Here is a 19294-nt window from a genome sequence, read left to right as displayed (position 1 = left end):
ATTCATCCTTCCGGCTGCGTTATTTCCTGACGGTCGCGTACGTATCCAGAAACTCCGTGAACGCTTTATCCAACTGTTTTAATTCTTCGCCCAGGGTTCCCGTATCGTTTACTTTCAGTTTTCCCTCAGCTTCGCGGGCAATGAAGGCCACCCGAGCTACGCCAATCGTTCCGGCACTGCCCTTCAGCGTGTGCAGGTGACTTTTTACGGTCGGTATGTCGCCGAGCGCAAAGGCGTCTTTGGCTCCGCTAACGAGTTCGGTCGCTTCGGTCACGAATTCATCAAACACACTGTCGACCAGGTCCTGCCCGCCGATGTCGTGTAGCTGGCCCACGATCTCCTGATCAATGACGGGTAGGGCGGCTTCTTCGGCTACCCGCTTTTGTCTCCGGGCCAGTTCGGTAGAGGCCCGTTTTGACTGACCGGCATCGACCAGTTCCTTTACCTTCGCAATCAGACTCTGCGCCCGGATCGGCTTGGCAATGTAATCGTCCAGCCCCTGGCTCAGAAACCGTTCGCGATCTTCGCGCATGGAATAGGCCGTCATGGCTACGATGGGCGGCAGTTGCTTGAACTGCTCGCGCAGGTGGTGGGTCGTTTCGACACCGTCCATATCGGGCATCTGAATGTCCATGAAAATGACGTCGAAAGGCGTAGTGCGTGGAGTGTCGGGCGCGGGGGTTTCTTTTGCCGCCGTTACGCCATGCCCTTCGCCCCCTGCCCCCTGCGCTACGCTGGCAATCGCTTCCGGCCCACTGGCTGCCGTAGTAACGATACAGCCGGCTTTGCGCAGGATTTCGCTGGCCACTTTTCGGTTCACGGCGTTGTCGTCGACCAGCAGCACCTGCGGGTGGTACTCGCTGAAGAAGTTGGCCAGCGTTACCTCGGCGGCTTCGGTCGTCTGCTGCGTGGGGCTAATGGCGGTTTCTTTCAGTTCAATGACGAACCAGAACGTACTGCCCTGCCCCACCTCCGATTCGACGCCTACCTCGCCCTTCATCAGATGCGCCAGTTCCTTGGAAATGGCCAGCCCCAGCCCCGTACCGCCAAACGATTTCCGCGACGACGTATCGACCTGACTGAACGAGTTGAACAGCAGGTTGATGTTTTCGGGTGAAATTCCGATCCCCGTATCGCGCACCTCCACCCGAATCCGGTTGAACTTACCCCGTTTGCTCACCAGCGATACGTCAACGTCTACGGAGCCGTTTTCGGTAAACTTGATGGCATTGGACGTCAGGTTCGACAGAATCTGGAGCAGTCGGGTCTGGTCGGCAATCACAAACGTCGGCAGGTCGTCGGCGAGGTGGTACGTCAGCCGGTTGTTTTTAGAAGCGGCCTGCTGCCCAAACAGGGCAATGAGCTTTTCGAACACTTCTTTGAGCGCCACCGGGGCTTCGTGGAGCACCATCTTGCCGGCTTCGATCTTGGAGAGGTCCAGGATATCGTTCAGGATATTCAGCAGCGTTTCCGACGACCGTTTGATGGTGCGAACGTATTCGCGCTGCTCGTCGTCGAGCTTTGTATCCGTAAGTAGGTCGATCATGCCGATCACCCCGTTCATCGGCGTGCGTATTTCGTGGCTCATGTTGGCCAGGAACCGCTCTTTCACCTTCAGCGACCGTTCGGCTTCATCCCGGGCTTTGACCAGTTCGGAAGCCTGCCGCTTGAGTTCCGTGATGTCGCGGGCCAGGGCGGCCACCACCGAATACGTACCCTGCTCATCTTTCAGCAGGAGCATGTTGAACATAAACTGCCGCTCGGTACCGTCTTTCCGGCGCATGGTCGCTTCGAAGTTGCGCAGGCTGCGGTTGCGGCCCAGCTTGATCATGGCCCGGTGAATAACGCTCTTATCCACAAAAAACTGCGTGATGTCCTGCCCCAGCACCTCCTCGGGGGTGTAGCCCATGCGCTTGAAGACCGACGGGCTGATCATCGTCAGGCGGCCTTTCCGGTCCACACGCGCATAGATGTCCTGCAGGTTCTCGAAGATCCCCCGGAATTTCTCCTCACTCTGGCGCGTTGCGATTTCGGCCCGTTTGCGGTTGGTGATGTCGCGGGCAATGCCCGACACCTCTTCGATGACGCCACCGGCCAGCAGAATCGGGTTCAGGTGAAATTCGAGCCAGACTTCGCCTTTTTTGGTTTCAAAATACAATTCAAAGTTCTGCGGCACGCCCCGGAACGCCTGCCGGTATTTTTCTTCCAGCAGCCGGCGGTTGTCCTCACCGATCATCCGCCAGCCGAGTTTGGGGGTACTGACGTGCAGCGTCGGCACTTCGCCCAGCTGACTTTCAATCAGGCGCGTATAGTTCCGGTTAAACGACGTTAGCTGGAGCGCTTTGTTGACCGACCAGATCAGGTACGTGCTGCTGTCGAAAATGGCGTTGAGCCGGGCGTTCTGCTTGTCGAGAGCCACTTCCGACTGTTTGCGGGCGATGGCCAGCGCGACCTGCCCCGAAATGAATTCGAGCAGTTCAAGATCCCGGGGGCCGTAGGTCAGGGCATTGTCGTATGATTTGACGCCGATGATGCCCGTAATTTCGTCGCCGATCCGTAGCGGAGCCGTCAGCATCACCTTGGGCTGCAGCTGCCCGTAGAGATCGATGGTATGCTGCTCGGCCATCTGTCGGATGTCTTTCTCGTACAGAAACAGCGGTTTGTTGGCCCGGATGGTGTATTCGGTCAGGCCGTTGCCGAGCTTTCGCTTCGTGAACCGCATGTTGCCGCCAAAGTACTCGTCGACGTAGTACGGGAAGTACAGGTACGTTTTGCTCTGGTCGTAGAGCGCGATGAAGAAGTTGCGGGCTTCGATGATGTTCCCCAGTTCCTCGTGAATCTTATGGTAAAATTCGTCGAGGTTGGGTGTATTGATCATCCAGTTCGCGATGCTGTAGTACAGCTTCTGCGATTTTTCGGCCCGGATTTTAGCGGTTGTGTCGTGCAGGATACAGCGGAAGGCTGTAGGGCGCCCCCGGTCGAACCGGCAGTTGACGCTCCCCGACAGAAAAATGGTTCGGCCACTTTTCGTTCGGAACACCGTCTCGAAATACGGCAGTTGTCCACCTTCCTGAATGCGTTTGAGCATGGCCAGGGTGGTGTCTACGTAATCGGGGTGCAGTACGTCCCGCAGATTGAGGGCGGCAATCTCCTCAGAACTGTAGTTCAGAGCCTCGCGCCAGGCCCGGTTCACGAAAATAAATTTGCCGTCGAGGGTCAGCAGCTGGATCAGGTCGCTCGTGTTATCGACCAGGTCCTGCAGTTGGGCGTTGGTGTACGATAGCGCCGAGGCTACGCGTTTTTTATTGGTAACGTCTTCGCCGATGATGGTAAACGACGATACCTCTCCGTTGTCGACGTGCGGGATAAACGAGTTAAGCTGTACGTTCCGGACAGCCCCGCTGCGGGCCAGCAGGGTGATTTCGCGTTGCTCGGTGAAACTGCCCCGGTCCAGCGCTTCGTCAAAATCCTGCTCCAGGCGAGCACGGTCGGCGGCCGGGATGAAGATGTCGAAGAAGTTTTTACCGACGATTTCGTCGGGCAGCCAGGCCGTGACGCGGTACGTATACGGATTCACATAGCTCAGTGTTCCGTCGCGATCGATCGTCAGGCCGACCAGATTCAACTGATCGACCGTCGGGCGGACGTCGAAGGTTGGCGGGTGCAGCCCATCGGTCAGGTTCGACGTACCGTCGGTTAAGGTATGGAGCCGGTTAATTTCGGCAATGAGTTCGTCTTTGGTTTTGGCAGACCAGCGCATGAGGCAGTGAGTCAGTAACTTAGCAGGCGTTTCGTCGGTTACGGGCCGAATCCTGGGCGGACCACGGCCAGCTCCACGATAACGTACGATTAAATATACGAAAAATACCGATCCGGGCCGATAAACGGCCAATTGATCGAAGTCGGGGCGTCAGACGTCTATTTTTACGTACTTTGTTTTTCTCTTTGTACAGCGTTTATGCATCGAGTCCGGTTTCTTTTTCTGGGTATGGTACTGGCGCTGACCGCCTGCGAGCCGTTCAATCTGGAACGCAAAACGTTTCCGACCTGCGCACAGCCCCGCGTAGACGATATTGGCTATACGGCCGATCAGCTGGATGTTACGTTTTTTCTTGTCAATCCGCAGGGCGACATTGGGGCCGTTGGCTGGGATTTTGGCGACGGCAAAAACCGGGGGCGCGTCGGTACCCGCGTTACGTACAGCTACGACCGCCCGGGCACCTACACCGTTACGATTGTTATTGCCAACCGCTGCAACGATTCGTTTACGGCCACCCGAGAAATTACCATTCGCAATTAACCTTACCGTATGACCCCACCCGTATTTTGTCTGTTTCGGCTGCTTCCTGTTCTGTTCCTGCTGATCGGCACGCGGGCAATGGCTCAGGTCGAGGTCACGCAGGTACGCGTCCGGCAGGTGAACAGCCAGCGCATTGAAATCATCTATAACATCCGCGGCAATCTGCCCGGCGACTCGGTGTACGTGTACGCTCAAAACCGGCAGGGTCGCGTACTGCTGCCCGGTAAAGCTTACATCACCGGTGACCTGGGTATGAACATAATCCCCGGCCCGAATCGCCGGGTGTACTGGAACCTGCTGGGCAACGGCTACGAAGTTGAAGGCGAAATCCGGGCTACGGTGCTGGTGAAACGCACCGGCTTAAACCCACCGCGACCCGCGGCCGTGACGCAATCCCCGCGCCCTGTGCCCATCAGACCGGAAGCGGTAACCACCGAACCCACCCGGCCGCCATCAACGCCCGCCGTTGCCGACACGACTGGTCTGCCCCGTCAGCGCCGGGCCGGACCGGGCTGGGCGCTGCTGTCGGTCGTGGCACCGGGCATCGGTAATATTTTTGTGCAGACACCCCGCCCGGTAATTGGCTTCCGGCCGATGGTTACGGTCGGCTGCTACGGCCTGATGGCCTACGGGCTGATTCAGCGCCAGCAGTCACGCGAACAGTACCGGCTGTATGAGCAGCAGCGCAACGTAACAGAGGCCGAACCCTTCTACGACCAGGCCAATCAGTTGCACCAGCGGTACTACATTGCCACGCGGGCAGCCGCCGTGGTATGGGCCACCGACGTTGTCCTGACGTTTCTGCGGGGCGTCCGCAACACCAGACAACCAGCGCCGGGCGTCAGCTGGCATCCCGGCTGGCAGGCGGGTCAGCCAACGGTAGTGCTGCAGTATTCGTTCTGAAACCCACGATAGCTATGCGTTTAGTCTTTTTTATCAGTCTGCTGATCGTGTCGACAACCAGTTGGGCACAGGAAACGACGGTCGGGTCGGCCACCAGCGACTGGGTGTACATTCGCGTCAAACGGGCAACCCCTACTCCCCCGCCGGTTACGGCCTCGCCATCAACACCCCCGGTTGCTACTCCGCCCGTGGCCCGTCCCCGCCCTGATACGGCCGTTGTCAGCCGTCCGACAACGACCGCTCCAAACCGCACCGCCCCGGCCGCGCCTAACGCGCTGCAGTTTCGCGAATCGTTCGAGAGCAACCGAAATCTATGGCTGATCGGTCGGCGCAACGGCTACGAGTTTGAGATTGCCAAAGGGGGATACTACATCCGTAAAGCCCTGCCGCCGAGCCCAAAACCGGCGCAGTGCTACATCAAGCTGCCCCAGTCGGTCAACCTGAACAGGGCGGCTTCCTTCACCGTAACGGTCGATATGGTCGTACCGCCGGGTGTCAAACCCGATGCGGGGCTGCTGATCGGCGTGAAAGACGCGGAGAATAACTGCCAGTTCCGGCTGGTGGGCACCAACCAGATTTCCATTAAAACGGTCGTGAACGGCACCACCTTTGCCCAGTACATGCCCGGCAAACTAACCGCCCCGCAGGTACCCGTTGATCCGGTACAGAACACCCTGATGATCCGGAAAGCCGGCGACAAACTGCATTTCTACATCAACGGGCGCGAGGTAGAGAACAGCCCCCACGAGTTCAGGCTGTTCAACGGGAATGGCATCGGCTTTATTTCGGCGTCTACCACGGTTAAGTTCCTGAACCTTCAGGTGCAGCTCGTTCCCGATTGACGCGGGGTTACCGGATGCGCTCGCCGTTGATGTCGATCTGGTATTGCTGGCCGTTCTGGATAACGGTAGCCTGTTTATTGCGGAACACGCTGATGTCGTCGTAGACCGGCTGAATGAGCCAGTGGTCGTCGAGCCAGAGTCCCCACCGGCCATCCTGCGACGCCTGCTGTTCGCCGTACTGGCCCCGCTCCTCCCGAATGTCGTCGTAGCGACGGGTGGCCTTCGCCGAGCGGGGGGTGGCTTCACCGGATCGGTACGCGTTATCCGACGAGCTGGCTGTTCCCGTCAGCCCGGTTGTTTTCTGCCGACGAGGTTTCCGGGGGCGCTGCGGAGTCGTTTTCTCCGACGCGGCCCGGGTTGTCTTTTCTACCTTCGGCTTATCCCGATCCGTGTCCCGATTGCTCTTTTGCCCGAACGTGCTCTGCAGGAACCAGTACAACACCAGCAGCAGCGCCACGGCGAACAAAACACCCCAGAATCCGCTGCGATTCGGCGGCATTACGTCCACCGTCAACTGACTCAGCGGCTGATCCGACGGATCGAAGAGGTGGTAGTTGGTTGTTTTGGACGGAATCACCCGGCCCCGGCCCGATGGCGACAACATTGATCCCAGATCGTCGACCGTCACGAACGGCACACCTTCCACCTCCCACTCCAGCATGACGGCCTCCCCTTTCCGAACGCGGCCCGGATTGGCCCGGAACGAACGCACAACGATCGGCTTGGTTTTGGGTGGCTCAGTTTTTGGCACAACGGGCGGGGGTGCCGGCTCTTCGCGCAGCAGGTGATGCCAATCCGTCGACAGCAGCCGGTCGCGGAGCGAGTTGCCGTGCGGTTCCTGGGTGGCCTGGTAAAAATTTGAAACGAGGTACGAAAAGGCCTCTTCCGTGATGATCGGTTCATCGGCCCGGCTGAGGTCGTACAGGTTACGTAACGCCTGGGCGGGAATCAGCTTCACCGCTTTGTACTGATCGAGTCGGGCGGCTACCTGCCGGCGAATCTCATCGCGACTCAACCCAGAGGCAGGCGGAATCAGCTCGGTCGGGAGAGCAGCCGGTTGGGGGGGCGGAACGGGCGCGGGCGGCACCACCGGCCGAACCGGCTCAGCAACGGGTGCCGGATCGGGAATGGTAGCCAGGATAGACGGAATCCAGCGATCCGTCACGAACGCACGCAACAGCGTCAGCCGCTCGGCTTCCGTCACGACTTCGTTGATATGCGCCGACGTAAGCTGTTTCCGGTCGGCGCGGGCATAGTCGCTGATTTTATCGCGCAAGGCATGAATCCGCGGAAACAGGGCACCAACGCGATAGCTCACGTCGTTGACCTGCCGCATAAACTCAGCCGCCGACAGACCATCCTGTTCGGCTTCGGTGAGGAGGCCATTCCGTCGCCACTGCCACTCCTTCAGGTCGCCGTCGTGCAGAATAACCTCCTCTTTTATACGTTCCTGTAATTCATTAAGCGTCATAGATACCGCCTACGTAGTACGATGGTTGTTGTTTACCGGTCAAAGGTACAGTAACCCGGTCAGTATCGCTCAACCGTTCATCAATCTGCAACCTACGACCATCAACCTTCTTAACACATCAGGCGGTAAAACTAATTTCCGCTTTTTGCACAATTACCCAGATTTCACCCTGCAAACTCAATCGCCCTTCCAAAACCGTTACGATCCGGCTGTTGGGTTCGGGTCTCGACGTATACTGGCAGGCTTCGCTCAGGTATGAATACGGGTCGCTGAGCGCCAGCCGCTGCGCTTCGGGGTCGTCGGACACACGGAAGGTCGCCTGCATGGGCGCGGTGGGCGTAATGATGAACACCATTGGTCGACTGGGCGATTCGGTCAAACTACCGACACTAAACCCACCGGGTACGTCGGCCGTCCGGGCAAAAAGTCGGCTGGGTAGCGTGGGGGCCGGAGCCGTGCGCGTGCGGTTCTGCGACTGGCTGACAGCCGGGGTCGGTGCAGGCTCGGGCGTTGGCTGCGGCTGCGTTGGTGCTGTCGCAGTCGTCCGGGGCGTTACGTCCTGAACCGGCTCGTTGCGAACCGCCTGTTCGCGAAACTGGTTCTGCGGAACTGTCGTCCGCTGACGCAGTTGTTCCAGGCTGGCTTCCACTACGTCCAGGCGTTTTTTCACCTGATTCCGTTCCTGTTCCAGTACTTTTAAGCGATCACTTAGTTCATGGATAACACTCTGGTTTACGTCCGTAGACCGGGCCGTGTCCCGAGCGGGCGCTTTTGCATTCAACGTCCGACGCCAAAGCAGTACTACGCCAATCAACGCCAGCAACGATAAAATGATGGCCAGTCGACCGTACCCTACTCCACTTCCGGCCGACGCCACGCGGGTTGAATCCTGCGCCTGCACGACCGTAGCCAGGCCAATCACCATCAACCCGGTCAGCCGGCCGATTTTTACAAGTTGTTTCGTCATAACAAAGGCAGATTAGGCCTGAGCAATGTGTTTCGACAATTCGTAGAGCGCATGCTTGAGCGGCAGAAAAAAGAACGTCTCCGACAACAGTTGATCCGGACTGCGTTCGAGCGACATCTTAGCCAGCATATAGCTGTCGTACAACCGGCTGTGCATCAGGTCCGGTCCGGTCAGGAACTGGTAATACTCCTCCGGCCGCTGGATTTCAAACTCGCGCAGGAAACCCGTAATGGCCGGGTTCTTCAGCGTTTTTTCCAGGAACGTCTGCACATTACGCAGCACCGACTCGTGGAACCCCGCCTGCTGCGTCACGTCGCCCGCGCGGGTCTGGTTGTACACAAACGCGGCCGTTCCGTCTGGTTCGGTACCCCAGTAGGCCGTCGGTTCGTTGTTCCGATAGGCGTTGCGATCCGGCGCATTCTGGTAGCGCACGGCCCCGTTGGCGGTTGTTTCCTTTGGGTTCGGCGTCATCAGAATCTCAAAATTGCCCGGTACCGGCAGGTCCGAATAGGCTTCAAACAACAGCCGGGTATAGTCGACCAGGTCGTTGCGGGTGCCGAGCAGGTTGAGGTACTGACTCCCCCGGCCCGTGAACGTCAGAAAGCGCGGCAGCGATAGCGGACGGGCCGTCGGGTCCTGCTTCGACTGATTTTCGATCAGTTGCACCAGGTGGTAGATGATGGCCGCGTAATGCAGATACAGTACCACCTGAAGCGCCGGTTGCTGGTTCTGGATCGACTTCGTGAACTGGAAGTGCGAATCGTACTTGAACAGCAGGCTGATCACATCCTCAGCGGTCATGTTGCGGGCCGGATCCATAAACGCGTCCAGCGTCTGATCGGCTTCGGTGGCGCGGCTGCTCGGGTTGTTGCGCCGGAAGGCCATGAAGGTCGTCAGGAAGCCGTTGTCCTTGCGCGTCGCCGACGGCGAACCGGTTTCGTCCAGTCCCCCACCCCAGATGTCGTTGGCCGCAAACCGGAACGACGTATTAAAATAGCGGTCCTGCCCCTTGGCAAACACCATGATATCCGACGTACCACCCCCTATGTCGACGTTAACGGCATCGGCGGTGCTGAGGATGGCGTTCTGCTGCTGGAGGTAGAAATACGGCGCCAGCGACTCCAGAATCGGCGTACTCTCAAAATTCTGATCGGTGCCGAATACGTTCCGGGCGGCCTGCTGCCACTCGGCTGTCAGGCGGTTGCGCGTCCGGCGACTCATGCTCGACGGGGCTACCCAGACAATCCGGGTTTTGGCTACGTCGCCTTTGTTCATCAGCACTTTGTGCCGGATCAGCAGCAGCAGCGTTTCAAAGAACGTTCGTACGCGCAGGTCGTTGAGCGTATCGTGCGGCCGGTTCTCGAACAGCCACTTCAGGTTGGTCTGGTAACGGTTACCGTCGGGGCGCCCCTGTTCGAGGTCAATGTTAAAACCGAGATTCAATTTGCTGAACAGGTAGTCACCCCCTTCGGTCAGACCCTCGCGCTCGTACACGGTCGTGCGCAGCGGAAACGCGAAAGGTGTTCCCAGCCGGGACTCCCGCCCGATGAGCGACGGCACAAATTCGCGCCGAAGCAGCGGTTCCATCTGCTCCATTTCCCCAAAGCTGATTGGTCGATGGTAGCTGCTGTATACGTTGGGCAGGTTGGCGTCCTTGTAGGGCTTGTTGAGCAGCACCGTTTGCAGATCGGCATCGGTCACCGTCAGCGCATCCGGTTCAGCGCCTTCGTCGCGGACCGAGTAGGCCACGTGCGTGTTGGACGTACCAAAATCGACGGCGAAGGTAAATTCCCGGTAGTTATTGTCGCCTACCAGCGTAAACTGCGGCAGCACCAGCCCCCGGTACGGAATGCCTTCGTAGGTCAGCTTCAGTTCGACCAGATCGAAGGCCTGCTGTACTTTATAGAAATACGACGCGGGCCGTTCGCCGTCTTTCGGACTGCGGGGCGTAGGCCGGGCCACGGGCAGTGCCTGCCGGCCCACCACATCGGCGTAGCGGAAAAAGCCAACCGTCGTGGCCTGCGACGTACTGCCGTCGGCCACCAGCACCGTGTATTGATTCACGGCCTGCTGCTCGGGGCGGATCATCCGATAGAACGGGAAGAACCCCATACCAACCGGCAGTTTGTAGGCGGTTTCGGTTTTACTCAGGTCGTACGTCCGGCGAAACTCCACGTAGCGGATGTTGGAACCCCGCACGGGTATCCGCAACGTAGCGACGACGCTCGTTTCCTGTACGTCAAGGGTCAGGTTGTCCCGCAGATCCTCCAGCGTAAAGAAGTTGAAGTATTCTTTCCGGACCGGCAGCAGGAAGTCGCAGTCGGCGCGGTTGAGTGTCCCGGTAAAAAACCGCTCGTTGTTGATCTTGTACGGCACCCGGATCAGGAAATCCTCCAGAAAATCGTCGGTCGTGACGAACGGGTACTGCACATTGTCTACACCCGGCAGCCGCCGGTCGGCCAGCAGACCGCCCCCACTCAGGTCGTTGAGCGAAGCCGCCGGAATCACCGTGCGTGGGTCCCAGTCGGTATTTTTGACGTACCGGCCGCGCACGTCCATCCGCGATGCCAGGGCCAGGGGTGTGCGCACGTCCGTCCGAACCCCATTGGGCCGGGTTTCACCCCGGAAATGCTGAACGGTCGGTATCATCACGAAATCGCTGTCGCGCTCAATTTCTTCCAGGACGTCGTCGGCCCGCACGGCGTAGAGCGGCAGCCCGCCGATAACCTGCAACGTACTGGCGCCTTCGATGCCCGTCCGGATTGCGTCAAAGTCGTCGAGCGTACGCCCCGCATCAATCGGCAGCGGGTACGGATTATCGCGGAAGAGTTTGTCCAGAAACAAGGTCAGACCGCTGTTCTGCGGCAACCGCCCTTTGTATTCGTCGAACAGGCGACTCAGGTACGTTACGAACGTCCGGTCGCGGTTTTCGAGCGGCACGTATTCGTTCTGAAACAACGTCCGGCCGGTGCTGCTCTTGGGAGGGTCCAGAAACTTGTTCTGGCGCTCCTGTTCCCAGTTCGGTGAGGTAAACACCAGGGTCAGGGGCGACGTACCGCCCAGCAGCGCCCCTTTGTAATAAATCAAGGTCAGATTTTGCAGGTCGGCCAGGTCGTGCCGCATGTCCAGTTCAAGCGCCTTGGCCAGCACGGCGTGCGGATGCCGGCGGTTGGGCGAACTGGCCAGGGGAGCCTTCGCGGTCAGTGACGACAGGCGGTCGGCGCGGTTCCAGATGCGATAGGCAATGTCGGGACTGTTGCCGCCCTGAAACAGCAGTTCGAGCAGGTCGAGGCAGTGCGACACCAGCACGTGGTACATCGTCGGCTGGGCCGGGCGCAGGTTGTTCATTACGAGCCGGAAAGCCGCGTCGAACAGGTACAGCCGCGCAAACGGCGAGGGAATGGACGTACCCGACTTCGAGGCCATACCGGCCTGATTCAGCATGGTATCGGGGATGTGTTCAATACGGTTTCCCACCAGCCCGGTGCTGCTGGCCGTCCAGCCCTGGTGGTTCTGTTCAATAACGTTCGGGTCGTTGTCGATGCGAAGGATATGGGGCATTGATCAGTTCGTAGTTTGAGGTTCGTGATTCAACGTTCCTGTTCAGGGTGGCTGCTACCGGATACGTAGAACCAGTGATTAAACAAGCTGTCGGTTCAGGTCGCCGAGTTTCTCCATGCAGCGATCCGCTACGGCCATCAGCAGGTGCATGAGCCGGGCTTCGGGCTGCGGATACGGGGCCATCAGTTTGGGTTCAATATCGCCGGCCTGGTTCAGCAGGAAGCTGTCGGTAATGCCTTTATCCCCAAAACCCATGAACGTTTTGGATTCAATCTGCTTTTCCCGCACCAGCCCGTTGAAATCCGTGGCAAAGTTGAACGGATCGAACTTCCGGTCATTGTCGGCCATTTCGGCCAGCCACCGCCGGTAGAGATCGCCCATGAATTTGGTCAGCGCCACGTAGTAGGTGCCGGTACCGAGTTGCTGCTGCAGATTCAGACTTTTGGCAAACGACTCGCGCAGGTTGGCCGGAATATAATCGACGTAGAACTTGCTGGCGTAGGCAAACCGGACCAGCGACAGCAACACGTTCTGGTAGGTCGTGTCGGCGAAATGCACCAGATTCAGGTTCCGGTCGTCGCGCCGGAGGCCGTACTCGTAGTAGGTTTTAGCCCCGAATTCGCCCGCGCTCCGGTTGGCAAAATCCAGTACGGCTTCGGCCGCCAGCATCTCCACTACGTGCGCGTTGTTGGTCTGTTTAGCTCCACCTTCTACGTTGGTGTACAGCTTGGCACCGGGCTTATCGCCGATGTAGTACAGCGAATCCAGGTGAATCTGACTCTGATAATACGAAAGCGCGGCCTTGGTTTTGGAGTTGAACCGGTTCTGGTCGATGGCGCTCTGCGAATTCTCGTCCAGCGCAAAATACGGCATCACTGTCACGGCCCCCTTCCGGGCGTTGCGGATCGGCGTTTTCTGGCTGGGGTCCTGTAGGAGCTTCACCAGCTGCGGAAAACCCGACGAGCCCGTACCGCCAAAAATGGAACTGATGATAAAAATCCGGTCGGTATCGTTATTGAACGCCCCGACAAAATACCGGTACAGCGGGGCATCTTCGAGGGCGTTGAAGACCACGCTGCCAATGTTCGGATTCCCTTTAAAACCCACCGACAGGTCCAGTTTCAGTTCGGCGCTGGTCGGGCGGGCGGAGTTATCGTAGAGGGTCTTGAGCAGTTCGCGGTCGATGTCGTCCATCGTGCTGACGTTCAGGAACGTCTCGAACGTACCCTGGTGCTCGGTCAGCTGCGGCAGAAACGAGTCCCCGATGCGCTCCTGCGCACCGTCGCTCTGCAACGTACCCAGCGACTGCATTGGGGCCGCGAAGAACGCCCGCGTGTCCGGCGCTTTGCCGTTCGGGTAGGCCGAGTTGCGGATGGTCCGGTAGAGTTCTACCCCGTCCAGCGCCCGGGCCGTATCGCCGTTCTGCATATCCATATCGAGCAGAATCGGCACAATAGTCAGGTCGGCGGGGGTTTTGGCACCAGACGCCAGCAGCATCGTCAGCGAGCGTAGCACCCGGGCACCCGTACCGCCAATGGCGAAGAGAAAAAGTTTCATGTTGTAAAAACGGTTGTCAGTTTACGGTTTACGGTTTGTAGTTTGTAGTTTGTGGTTTGTGGTTAGTAGTTACTGGGGTAATAACTACGAACCACGAACCACGAACCACAAACTATGAACCGTAAACCAAACACCTTTATTTAACTTAAAACGGAGTATGCCGGGCGTACACCGAACCACGTCGAAACAAGGCTGACGCGCCCACAAAGACGATCAGGGCCCACAGGAGGTTTACTCCGGCAAAGCCGTACATGTAGCTGTCGGCGCTGGGCTCGCCGGTGGCGTCTTTGGCATAGCTGATGGCCAGCGAAAAGCCGATGATGAGAGCAATCACCAGCGAGAGAATCCAGTGACTGGTCCGGTGAAACACCGCCCGCCAGCGACCCAGCAGCAGGTAAAACAGGGCGGCCAGCACCAGCATGATGAGTAAGGTAAGCGTACCGACGGAGGTAAACACCGCATTGCGGTACGTCGGATCGGGGTTTTTGCCAATGAACAGTTCGTAAAGAGCCGTAAACATGAGGGGTTTTTCGGTTTAAAGACAGTTTGTGGTTTGTGGTTTGTGGTTGTGTTTGTGGTTAGTGGTTTGTAGTTACTAGGGTAATAACTACGAACTACGAACCACAAACTACTAACCACTAACCGAGTACCTATTGATTAAGCGTGACGGACAGTTTCAGGAACGAACCCGCTCCGGTTTCGTACGCTTCGCGAACGCCGTTCATCAGGTGCTGGAGAGCGAACGTTTTGCCCTGCCGGTTTTCCGGCGTCCGGTCGTCCATGGTCGACTGGTCGACGTACCAGGTATCATAACGCACGGGAAGCGTAATGGTTACGGGCGTCTGCGCATCGAAAAGCTGCGACACCCGGAACGTCAGCACGTGCGACGACTCGCTCAGCATCCGGGATTCGTTGGCTTTCAGCTTTTCAGCGTCTTTCACGTCGTCCCGCTCTTCCACCTTCACGAGCTTCACCCGGGCGTTCCCGGCCGATACCGCCAGGTTCTTGGTCAGAAACTCCTCGGTTTGGGCGTAGGCAGGCAAACCGCTCAGGTCGACACCCAGGGCAAACTCGGCGGGCGCGTCGGGCTTCACTTTTTTGAGATTGTTGATGGCGGGTTTGTCGGCCTCCCAGGTTTCGCCCTCCCGGTTCAGCGTGAAGAACAGATTATAGTCCGTTACGGTCTGTCCCGCGCCAAAGTCAAGCCGGTGTTCGGGTTTGGCGTTCAGGCGCTCCTGCAGCTGCTGGTTGAAGAGCGTCAGTACGCGCTGCTTGCCGATGGCCCAGACGTAGAAGGGCCGCTGCTCGCCGTTGAGCACCTGCTTCTTGTTCTGGTAGTCGTAGTACGTACCGTTGAAGGCCGATTCAAACGCGTAGACGGATGCGCTGATGGTATCCTTGCGAAGCTGGGCAAACTGCTGGTTGATGGCGTTTTTCAGGACACTCGACGCATCGGTGCGGTTGATCTCCGGATTCTTCCGGATTTCGGCGTCCGGGAACGACAACACGCAGTCAGAAATCAGAATGGCCACCTCGCCGTTGCGGGCTTTTGCGCCCACCTGCTCAAAAATCCGGTGCAATTCGGAGCTTTTGCCGGTCGCCAGCGGGGTGGTCGCCAGGCTTTCGACGAAAGCGCTGACCCCGCCCGAATACGGCTTCAGGTCTTTATCGATGGTGTACAGGGCCAGCGGCCGACGTACCGGCTCAATCTGCGCAGCTTTGGTCACCAGTTCGGATACGATATCTTTAAATTCGGTGCTGCCGCGCAGGTAACCGTTCATGCTGGCCGAGGTTTCCAGGAACACGTTAATCTGGCGGATGGTATCAGCTTTGGGGGCCGTGGGCGTTTCTTCCTGGGGAGCAAGGTTACACCCCGAAAACCACCAGGCCGCTCCAAGGGTCAGCAGCAAGACTAAACTAAATCGGGTTCGAATCATGTATTACAGTTTAACGGATGCGGAAAACGGATAATCGGCAAAGGTACCAAATGGGAACAGACTACCCGACCGACGATTCATAGACGCTTAATTTTTCTTAAAATTTTACTTACCGTACCCGGTACACACACCATTTCACCACTGCCGTAACGTATAACGAAGAAACGGCGTTTACTTTGCACGTCCTTTACTAAATCATGCAGTTTCGTTCGCTAATTCTTTTCTTTTTGCTGTCACTTCCCCTCCTGTTTCACAATTGTGCGCAGGTAGCTCAGCCACCGGGCGGCAAAAAAGATACCATCGCTCCCAAGCTCGTCCGCAGCGTGCCGACGAACCGGCAGCTCAACTACACGGGCAAAACCGTTGAACTCGAATTTGACGAATACGTCAATACGGAGAACATTCAGCAGAAGGTGACCATCACCCCCCAGGACAGCAATACGTTCCTGGTCCGGTCGCAGCCGCAGGGCATCCGGCTGACCTTCGACAAGCCCCTGCAGCCGAATACGACCTATACCATCGATTTTGCCGACGCCATCAAGGACATTACCGAACGGAACATTGCCGCCAATACGAAGGTCGTGTTCAGCACCGGCCCGGCCATCGATTCCCTGGGTCTGAGCGGTACGGTCGTCGACGACGAATCGCGCCGACCCATTCTGGGCTTTCTCGTCGGCCTGTTCCTGCCGACGGATACGTTGCCCATCCAGCGAAAGCGCCCGCAGTATTTTGCCCGGACTGACAGCAACGGCAACTACCGCATCGAGAACGTAAAGGTGGGACAGTACCGGGTCTATGGTTTTGACGACAAGGACCTGAACCTGGTCAACAACACGCAGGGCGAGCGCGTGGCCTTCCGCGACAGTATCCTGAACCTGAACCGCAACTACGAAGGCATTAACCTCGTGGCGTTCCGGAACACCGGCAAACCCCGCATCACCCGGCGTGAGCGCACCGACGAAACCCTGGGGCTGGAACTAAACACCGGGATTGCCAGCTACCGGCTGCGCTACGGCAAACCCGGCGATACGCTCGTGTCGTTCCTGGAATCGCCGACCCTGATCCGGCTGTTTCGCCCCGCTGACCGGGCTGCGGCCGATACCATTCCGCTCACGGTAATCGCCCAGGATTCGGCCGGAAACCCGACTGAACTGCGCGAACGGGTGTACTTCTCGCCGTTAAAAAGCCGGGCTAAAAACCGACAGGCGTTTGCGGTACAGATTGTTCCGGCACCGGGCGAACCCCTCGACCCGAACCTTGAGTTTACCCTGACCTTCAACCGACCAGTGGGCAAGTCCAATCCGGAACTGGTCAGCATTTATGCCGACAGTACCAAACCGGTGCCCCTTACCGGTGAGAATTTTACGTGGAGCAACAGCTACGGCAGGCTGGTGATCCGGAAGCCGGTTAATCTGCACGACAGCTTATTCCTGAGGCTGGAAAAAGGGGCATTCATCAGTGTGCAGGGCGACACAGTGGCCCGGGTCAAAAATGAGTACACCTTAGCCGATGAAGAAAGTTTCGGGCTCATTGCCGGGCGGATCAATCCCAGTACCGTTGCGCAGGTGGGTAACAAGTACATCGTCGAGTTGCTGGATGAAAAGAACGTAGTGGTACGATCGGTGTATGGCCCCCCCACGTACTCCTTTGGGCGGCTGAAACCGGGCCGGTACCGCGTCCGGCTGATTCTTGATCTGAACGGCAACCAACGACGCGACTCCGGCAACATACAGAAAATGCTCCAGCCCGAACCGATCATCTATTATCCCGGTGGCTTCATTCTGGTCAAGCAGAATTTCGAACTGACCGATACTGATTTCTGACACTCAATAGATTCCGTTTTTTTTCGTTATGCTTTGGGTTTAGCCGGTCGCGGTCATGCAACCATACCAGCCCGTTACGGGTCTAAATCAGTGAAACACTGAGACCAGCCGATTACCGCGTACCACCCGAACCATCCCACCGTTTGGTTACCATTCACGAAAAGTCACTATTTCTTATTCTGGTTCGGGCCGGTAAATAAACGGATCTGGTGTATACTTGTACAAATGTTGGTGCTGATGACCGGCGAGCCTGACTTTGTTTGTTGCCTTTTATCTAAATATGTCCGTTTCTCGCGTCCATAGTGCTGTCTGTATTCTGCTGCTCATTGCCCTGATGGGCTGTGGTCCGTGGAGTTTGCCGGAACGCGAGTTTCCCATCTGCGATACCCCATCGGCGGAGATCGACCGCAAAGCGAACCTGCTCACGGTCAATTTTGGCCTGCAACAAGCCAACGGCACCATCGACGAGGTATACTGGGAATTCGGCGACGGTCAGGATAAGATTACGACCCTGCCCGAGCTGTCGACTACTCATACTTACAGCAATCCTGGCTCCTACACCGTAACGGCCACCCTGCGTAACAAGTGCGCCGATAATGTAGAACTCGTTAAAGCCTTTGAAGTCAGCGACGTAACGGTTCCGGTGGTATCCACCGGGCCGGCAGCCGACATCCGCATCAGTACGGCTACGCTCCCGTTCACCGTGAACGACAACGGTCGGGGTACCATTTCCCGCAGCGGAGTCTGCTACTCGACCAGCACCCGCGAACCGTTCGTGGGCGATCCGCAGTCGGTATCCATGACCCTGCCCTTCGTGCCCCTGACGGGTCGTCCCTATAGCCTGTCGGCTACCGGTCTCAAACCCAATTCAGTATACTACGTACGGGCCTTTGCCGAAAACAGCGCGGGCATCGGGTACGGCGACCCCGTTACGTTCCGGACGTGGGCCCTGGCCGGCGTAACGACCGAAACGGCGATTACGACCAAAAACTCAGCGACGGTTTATATGCGCATCGATTCGGTGGGTAACCCGGCCGCCACGCGCTACGGAGTTTGTTATTCCTCAACCAACACCCTGCCAACGATCGAGGACGCCACACAGCCGCCGGCCTTCACGATTGTGGGCAGTTCGATCACAGTACCGCTGGCCAACCTAAAACCAGATACGCGCTACTATTACCGGGCGTTTGCGGTCAGCGAAGCAGGAATTTCGTACGGGCTGGTTCAGACCCTGACCACCCAGACCGATGTGGAACTGGACCGGGGACTGATTGCTCATTACCCCGCCGACAACAACCCCGACGACAGAAGTCCCAACAAATTGCAGGGGGCGTTGCTCAACGGCGCTACCTATACGGCCGATCGCAACGACCGGGCCAATTATGCCTTCAGCTTCGACGGGCGTAACGATTATTTTGAGATTCCCGACCATGCGCTGCTGCGTCCCAACACCCTGTCGGTTAGTTTCTGGGTCAAGCTCACGAACCGGGTGGCGCTGACGCAGCAAAGCCTGTTTACCAAATGCCAGTGGGACGACGGCGAGGCCGAACAATACGGAGCCGTTGTTAACCAGAACGTTCTCCAGAAACCCATCGACTGCCTGTTCGGCGTCAAACAGAACAGCGACTGCAAAAAAGGGCGCGGCTGGCAAACCGTAACCGGTACGTCGAGCAAACCGCCAGCCGCCGACTGGAATCATCTGCTGTTCTGCTACGAAGGCCAGAGCCTGAAGATCTACCTCAACGGCGAGCTGCTGGTGACCCAGACCCGGCTGCCGCTGAACAACGTCATTGACGACTGCCGGGGGGGTGCCCTTCGGTTTGCAGCCCAGTCGAGGGTTGATCCACAATACCTGGAAGGGGCCATCGACGACATTCGCCTGTACAACAGGGCGCTGCTCGACTCAGAAATCAAAGCCCTTGCCAAGCCGTAA

Annotated in this window: 12 protein-coding genes; 5 read left to right on the top strand and 7 right to left on the bottom strand. The window is 57.9% G+C overall.

Features of this window, described 5'->3' with window-relative positions:
* Positions 1-19 precede the first annotated feature (19 nt).
* Positions 20-3760, bottom strand: coding sequence for a PAS domain S-box protein (locus DYU11_RS29730; RefSeq protein WP_119671385.1), 3741 nt, complete (start codon positions 3758-3760; stop codon positions 20-22).
* A gap of 198 nt (positions 3761-3958) precedes the next feature.
* Between DYU11_RS29730 and DYU11_RS29725 the strand changes: the two genes are divergently transcribed.
* From DYU11_RS29725 to DYU11_RS29715, 3 genes are read left to right on the top strand one after another with little or no spacing between them, the layout of a single operon-like run.
* Positions 3959-4300 (top strand): PKD domain-containing protein, encoded by a 342-nt coding sequence (locus DYU11_RS29725; protein ID WP_119671384.1) that lies wholly within the window; start codon positions 3959-3961, stop codon positions 4298-4300.
* A 9-nt stretch (positions 4301-4309) separates the two neighbouring features.
* Complete coding sequence (locus tag DYU11_RS29720) at positions 4310-5203, top strand: hypothetical protein (RefSeq protein WP_119671383.1); 894 nt, start codon at positions 4310-4312, stop codon at positions 5201-5203.
* Positions 5204-5217: 14 nt separating this feature from the next.
* Positions 5218-6045 carry a hypothetical protein gene (locus DYU11_RS29715; RefSeq protein WP_119671382.1) on the top strand — a complete coding sequence of 276 codons (828 nt, stop codon included), beginning with the start codon at positions 5218-5220 and terminating at the stop codon, positions 6043-6045.
* Positions 6046-6052: 7 nt separating this feature from the next.
* Here DYU11_RS29715 and DYU11_RS29710 read toward each other — a convergent pair whose 3' ends face one another.
* From DYU11_RS29710 to DYU11_RS29685, 6 genes are all read right to left on the bottom strand, one after another.
* Positions 6053-7516 carry a hypothetical protein gene (locus tag DYU11_RS29710; protein WP_119671381.1) on the bottom strand — a complete coding sequence of 488 codons (1464 nt, stop codon included), beginning with the start codon at positions 7514-7516 and terminating at the stop codon, positions 6053-6055.
* A 118-nt stretch (positions 7517-7634) separates the two neighbouring features.
* Positions 7635-8483 carry a hypothetical protein gene (locus tag DYU11_RS29705; RefSeq protein ID WP_119671380.1) on the bottom strand — a complete coding sequence of 283 codons (849 nt, stop codon included), beginning with the start codon at positions 8481-8483 and terminating at the stop codon, positions 7635-7637.
* Positions 8484-8495: 12 nt separating this feature from the next.
* A complete protein-coding gene (locus tag DYU11_RS29700) occupies positions 8496-12044 on the bottom strand; it encodes a hypothetical protein (protein ID WP_119671379.1) in 3549 nt (1182 codons plus the stop codon).
* A gap of 78 nt (positions 12045-12122) precedes the next feature.
* Positions 12123-13601 (bottom strand): hypothetical protein, encoded by a 1479-nt coding sequence (locus tag DYU11_RS29695; protein ID WP_119671378.1) that lies wholly within the window; start codon positions 13599-13601, stop codon positions 12123-12125.
* Positions 13602-13746: 145 nt separating this feature from the next.
* Positions 13747-14121, bottom strand: coding sequence for a hypothetical protein (locus DYU11_RS29690; protein WP_119671377.1), 375 nt, complete (start codon positions 14119-14121; stop codon positions 13747-13749).
* 130 nt (positions 14122-14251) lie between these two features.
* Positions 14252-15538, bottom strand: a complete 1287-nt coding sequence (locus tag DYU11_RS29685; protein ID WP_119671376.1) for a hypothetical protein — start codon at positions 15536-15538, stop codon at positions 14252-14254.
* 197 nt (positions 15539-15735) lie between these two features.
* Between DYU11_RS29685 and DYU11_RS29680 the strand changes: the two genes are divergently transcribed.
* Positions 15736-17361, top strand: a complete 1626-nt coding sequence (locus DYU11_RS29680) for an Ig-like domain-containing domain (RefSeq protein WP_119671375.1) — start codon at positions 15736-15738, stop codon at positions 17359-17361.
* Between the two features lie 280 nt (positions 17362-17641).
* Positions 17642-19294, top strand: coding sequence for a LamG-like jellyroll fold domain-containing protein (locus tag DYU11_RS29675; protein WP_119671374.1), 1653 nt, complete (start codon positions 17642-17644; stop codon positions 19292-19294).

It is taken from the genome of Fibrisoma montanum, from assembly GCF_003583365.1.
Lineage (GTDB): Bacteria > Bacteroidota > Bacteroidia > Cytophagales > Spirosomataceae > Fibrisoma > Fibrisoma montanum.
Note: the sequence above shows the minus strand (reverse complement) of the source record. Positions and strands in the feature narration are given on the sequence as shown.

Bases quoted from the DNA above. Each gene is read 5' to 3' on its own strand.
- DYU11_RS29730 (WP_119671385.1), bottom strand. From the start codon at position 3,760: ATGCGCTGGTCTGCCAAAACCAAAGACGAACTCATTGCCGAAATTAAC.
- DYU11_RS29720 (WP_119671383.1), top strand. From the start codon at position 4,310: ATGACCCCACCCGTATTTTGTCTGTTTCGGCTGCTTCCTGTTCTGTTC.
- DYU11_RS29675 (WP_119671374.1), top strand. From the start codon at position 17,642: ATGTCCGTTTCTCGCGTCCATAGTGCTGTCTGTATTCTGCTGCTCATT.
- DYU11_RS29690 (WP_119671377.1), bottom strand. From the start codon at position 14,121: ATGTTTACGGCTCTTTACGAACTGTTCATTGGCAAAAACCCCGATCCG.
- DYU11_RS29725 (WP_119671384.1), top strand. From the start codon at position 3,959: ATGCATCGAGTCCGGTTTCTTTTTCTGGGTATGGTACTGGCGCTGACC.
- DYU11_RS29685 (WP_119671376.1), bottom strand. From the start codon at position 15,538: ATGATTCGAACCCGATTTAGTTTAGTCTTGCTGCTGACCCTTGGAGCG.
- DYU11_RS29700 (WP_119671379.1), bottom strand. From the start codon at position 12,044: ATGCCCCATATCCTTCGCATCGACAACGACCCGAACGTTATTGAACAG.
- DYU11_RS29695 (WP_119671378.1), bottom strand. From the start codon at position 13,601: ATGAAACTTTTTCTCTTCGCCATTGGCGGTACGGGTGCCCGGGTGCTA.
- DYU11_RS29715 (WP_119671382.1), top strand. From the start codon at position 5,218: ATGCGTTTAGTCTTTTTTATCAGTCTGCTGATCGTGTCGACAACCAGT.
- DYU11_RS29680 (WP_119671375.1), top strand. From the start codon at position 15,736: ATGCAGTTTCGTTCGCTAATTCTTTTCTTTTTGCTGTCACTTCCCCTC.
- DYU11_RS29705 (WP_119671380.1), bottom strand. From the start codon at position 8,483: ATGACGAAACAACTTGTAAAAATCGGCCGGCTGACCGGGTTGATGGTG.
- DYU11_RS29710 (WP_119671381.1), bottom strand. From the start codon at position 7,516: ATGACGCTTAATGAATTACAGGAACGTATAAAAGAGGAGGTTATTCTG.